4 protein-coding genes are annotated in these 4,758 nt (G+C 57.3%); 3 read left to right on the plus strand and 1 reads right to left on the minus strand.

Translation table 11 applies throughout. The annotated features are described in order from the left end of the window. Window positions 1-298 precede the first annotated feature (298 nt). Window positions 299-499 (minus strand): hypothetical protein, encoded by a 201-nt coding sequence (locus ACE4YL_RS12745; RefSeq protein WP_461369680.1) that lies wholly within the window; start codon window positions 497-499, stop codon window positions 299-301. A 447-nt stretch (window positions 500-946) separates the two neighbouring features. Between ACE4YL_RS12745 and hflK the strand changes: the two genes are divergently transcribed. The 3 genes from hflK to nhaA all read left to right on the plus strand — a co-directional run bounded on the left by hflK (window position 947) and on the right by nhaA (window position 4,520). Beyond that, on the plus strand, window positions 947-2,011 hold the full coding sequence (gene hflK / locus ACE4YL_RS12750) for an FtsH protease activity modulator HflK (protein WP_461369681.1): 1,065 nt from the start codon (window positions 947-949) through the stop codon (window positions 2,009-2,011). After that, on the plus strand, window positions 2,008-3,012 hold the full coding sequence (gene hflC, locus ACE4YL_RS12755) for a protease modulator HflC (protein ID WP_461369682.1): 1,005 nt from the start codon (window positions 2,008-2,010) through the stop codon (window positions 3,010-3,012). The genes hflK and hflC overlap by 4 nt, the downstream gene beginning before the upstream one ends. A gap of 191 nt (window positions 3,013-3,203) precedes the next feature. Next, window positions 3,204-4,520, plus strand: coding sequence for a Na+/H+ antiporter NhaA (gene nhaA / locus ACE4YL_RS12760; protein ID WP_461369683.1), 1,317 nt, complete (start codon window positions 3,204-3,206; stop codon window positions 4,518-4,520). Window positions 4,521-4,758: the final 238 nt, after the last annotated feature.

Raw genomic sequence — 4,758 nt, forward strand, 5'->3', positions numbered from 1 at the left:
CCGAGTTCGTGGCCATCTGAGCCTCCACGGCGTGTAGAAGATCTCGCCACACTGAGTGGTCCACCTGGATTACTCAATGTGGGCTGCTCAGATCGACGAGGTCCGGCTTCATTGAAGCCAACAAACTGCAAACATTCTTACGAAGGTCGTACCGAGCACTGCAGTCCCCCTAATCCGCTGCTCCAATAAACCCCCCTTTCTCGTGATCGCGTCCTTCCTTGGAATCGTAGCGGCGCGAAGCAATGGGCCCGCCCTGACGGAATTAGCGCCCGGCCATGGAACCGTGGCCGCGTATACTTCAGCCCGGTAGCCCCGCAAGGTACTGGTCAGTCAGGTAGAACACGTCCTGCTTCGGCATCGTGGGGATAGTGACCGCTTCGATGAAGCCGCGCCGGCGGGCATCCTCCGTGAAGTAAACGGTAGTGCGCGCGGCCGCCGCCTCGACCTCCTCTACCGAGAGCGGAACTTGGGCCTTCGGCGCGGTCTCGGCCGCGATCACGCGGTGAGTCTTCTGGTCAACCGAGCTCCAACTCCGACCGCTTGCCGCACAGTCAGATGAGCATCTACGAAAAAAACTCGAAATTGGGCTCAGTATACCCATATCAGTCCGATGATCCTTTATCCAATAGAACGCCTCCCACGCGGCGCGTTCGCTCAGGAGCACTATATCCAAGCGCCGACGCCATTAGCGTGCTTTTCGTCGAATTGCCCGCGATGTCCCAGCTGCCACCATCCCGCTATTGCTCCAGTGGTGTCGACGTATTGTCGGGAAGGTCTCGTTGAAAATGATTGGGTCTGCAGCGCTTGCGGATTTGGGCGGAGCAGTAGCTTCAATGGCCTGTTGGTTTGAAACGCCGCCACCTCGTCAGCGGCGCACTCGTCGTCACCGCCGCAGTCTTTGGTTATCAGTTCGACCAGCGGCGGCAGAACACGAAAGGGCATTTCAATGTCATCACAGAACAATGGCGGTGGTCGGGGCGGCCCTTGGGGCAGCGGTGCCCGACCGGGCTCTGATATGGAAGATCTAATCCGCCGGGGGCAAGATAGGGTTAAGCGGATCATGCCGACAGGCAGCCCGGGCAGCGTAATCGTCCTCGCCATCCTTGTCGTGGTGGGGGTTGGCGCATGGACGGCCTATTACACTGTGCCCAGCGATTCCGTCGCAGTCGTGCAACGTTTCGGTAAATATCTAAAAGACGTTCCGCCGGGTCTGCATTTCAAGATACCGCTGGGCATTGACGTTGCGACAATCGTTCCGGTCAAACGGCAGTTGAAGCAAGAATTTGGGTTCGCGACTCCAGGCGCCACAGATCCGTTCCAGAGCCCTCTTCCTCGCGACGAACAGCGGGAAACACAGATGGTGACGGGTGACCTGAACGCCGCATTGGTGGAATGGGTCGTTCAATACCGCATTTCGGATCCCGTTAAATTCCTTTTCGAGGTTCGGGAGCCAAGAGAAACCCTCCGCTATGTTTCTGAATCCGTTATGCGGGAGGTTGTCGGCGACCGTACCGTGGACGAGGTCATTACCATCGGCCGGCAGGAAATCGAAGCGGAAGCGCTGACCAAGATGCAGGCACTTTCAACCAAATACGAAATGGGGATCAGCATTGACCAGGTGCAGTTGAAGAACATCAATCCGCCCAAACCGGTGCAGGAGTCGTTCAACGAGGTCAACCAGGCCCAACAGGAGAAAGAGAAGCTGATCAACGAAGCCCGGCGCGATTACAACAAGGTGATCCCACTTGCCGAGGGCGAAAAGGATCAGCGAATCCGCGAGGCCGACGGTTACCGGCTCAAGAGGATCAATGAAGCAGAAGGCGACGCCGCCCGGTTCAGCGCCTTGTTGGCGGAATATAGCAAGGCCCCGGAGGTCACCAGTCGCCGCATCTACATCGAGACACTGCAGGACGTACTGCCGAGCATACGCTCCAAGATCATTATCGATGAACAGACACGCAGCGTCCTGCCATTTCTCAATCTCGATCCCCAGAAGGGACCCCAGCCATGAGCAAGATCAAACAAATTGCCCTATTGGCGGTCTTAGGCATTGGGACGTACATCTTGATGAGTTCCCTATATACGGTAAGTGAAGTAGAGCAAGTGATTATCACTCAGTTTGGCAAACCCATCGGCGCTCCCGTGACATCCGCGGGTCTGAAATTCAAGGTTCCCTTCATCCAGAACGTCAATGCGATCGACAAGCGGATTCTGGAGTGGGATGGCAGCCCGTCGGATATGCCAACCAAGGACAAGCTCTACATCTCCGTCGACCTCTACGCGCGCTGGCGGATTACGGATCCCCTCCAATACTTTCTCCGGCTGCGCGATGAACGAAGCGCTCAATCCCGCCTCGACGATATTCTAGGCAGCGAGATCCGTAACGCGGTCGCCAAGCATGAACTGATCGAGATCGTCCGCACCACCAAGGATCGAGTGCCATTGCGCGACGCCCTCCTCACCGCCACGGAACGGGCGCAGGACATTGGGTCACTGGTGCCGATTCAAAAGGGACGCGAACTGGTTGAGCAGGAGATCTTTACCGAAGCTGCCCAGAAGGTTCGAGTATTCGGAATCGAATTGCTCGATATCCGATTCAAGCGCATCAACTACAATGAAAGCGTGCGCCCAAAGATCTACGATCGAATGATCAGCGAACGGCGGCAGATTGCGGAACGCTTCCTGTCGGAAGGCAACGGCGAGGCCGCCAGGATTCGCGGCAATCGTGTGCGCGACCTGAATAAGATCCAGTCCGAAGCCTACCGTAAAGTTGAGGAGATCCGCGGCGTGGCAGATGCTAAAGCCACTGAAATCTACGCCAAGGCTTACAACCAGAGCCCTGAAGCGGTAAGATTCTACGAATTTACACGCACTATGCAGGCGTACAAGTCTATCATAGCCGACAATACGACCATTGTCCTTTCCACGGACAGCGACATCTTCAAATTCCTAAAAGGCATGGCGTCGAACGGCGACATCGTTTCTGGCCAACGTTCGGACGACACCCGATGACCTTGGCGGTCGCGATAAGCGGATGAACTTTATACGGCGCTTAAATTCTGCTTGGCAGGCTGGTTGTTGCAAGATGTTCCCCGTCGGAACCAACTGGACAAATTGATCTGATTGTAAAGAAGAAGATCGGGCTCATCGTAACGCCGTAGGAGGCAACGATGAAAGCCCGCCACGCAAACATCGTTGACGCGATGCATCAGGACAACGCAGGCCTACCGCCCGAGATTGCCGACCGGTTCACCGAACCCTTCGCGCGATTTCTCAAGATCGAGGCCGCGGCCGGTATCACGTTGCTCCTTGCTGCACTTGCTGCCCTGATCCTGTCGAACTCGGCATGGTCCACACCGTTTCTGACTTTCTGGGAGACGCCAATCGGCTTCCATTTCGGCTCATTGGACTTCACCCGTTCGCTGCGACACTGGATTAACGATGCCTTGATGACGCTCTTCTTCTTTGTGGTTGCTCTTGAGCTCAAACGTGAACTTGCCCTGGGGGAGTTGCGCAACTTACGCATGGCGGCGCTCTCATTCGCAGGTGCGCTCGGCGGAATGCTCGTGCCTGTGGCAATTTATCTTGCGCTGATGAAAGGCCAAGCGGGGATGCATGGCTGGGGAACCGTGATGGCCACCGACACGGCCTTCGTCATAGGGTGCCTCGCGCTCCTCGGCTCCCGCATCCCCCCAACTCTTCGCCTGTTTCTCCTGTCGTTGGCAATTTTCGATGACGTAGGCGCTATCCTAGTCGTGGCTGTGGGCTATGGCGAGACCCTGAATTGGGCTGCGCTCGCTCTTGCGATGCTTGGCCTCGCGGTCGTCGCAGGATCCGCCCGCCTAGGGATCAGAAGCGTGCCCGTCTATTTCCTGCTCGGAGGCGTGATTTGGCTCTGCTTCGACGCCTCTGGCATCCATCCGACTGTCACTGGCGTTGTCTTGGGTCTGATGACGCCGACACGCATATGGGTGAGCGACGAGCGTCTACGCTCTATCCTCCATCGCATGCTTTCCTACCCGAAAGGCGACCACTCGACCGGAAATACAACGGATCGGCGCGACCTCCGTCGAGCCGGTACTGCGATAACGGAGTCCCTTTCCCCTGTGGAACGACTGGAAGTGATGCTTCACCCTTGGGTGGGCTTTGCGATCATGCCGATCTTCGCGCTCGCGAATGCCGGAATCGTAATCTCCGGCGCGGACTTCGAGCAGTCGGTATCCCTGGCGATTTTTGGGGGCTTGGTGTTCGGCAAGCCGATCGGAGTCTTGACCTTCAGTTGGCTTGCGGTGCGCCTCGGGCTCGCGACTCGGGCGCTTGGCCTGAGCTGGTCCCTCTTGGCAGCCGGTGGTCTCTTCACCGGGATCGGCTTCACGATGTCGTTGTTCATTGCGGGATTGGCATATGCCCCCGCGATGCTAACCGCGGCTAAAATCGGGATCTTGTGCGGGTCTGCCGTCTCGGCCGTATCCGGCTTTCTTATGCTGATGTGGTTGACCTCCAGAAGGAAGACCGCGTGAGTTCTTCCCCGGCAATTCGTCGTGTTGCTCGACCTACTCGACCGTTCTGAGAGCCGCCTGGGCCGGCAGACAGACCAGGCCCCGCCTAGTTTCATTAATCGATCGCAAATTCCCCGCGCCCGATCTGGTCATTATTGCTTGTGTTTGGGGACAAAGAGCCCCACGCCGCGGTTTGCTAGGTCCTCGCAGGTTGCGGACGATATGTGCCGCTGGAAATCGGAGAGGGTTAGTTCCCGGT

Source organism: Candidatus Darwinibacter acetoxidans (assembly GCF_041936445.1).
GTDB lineage: Bacteria > Bacillota > Limnochordia > Darwinibacteriales > Darwinibacteriaceae > DTU010.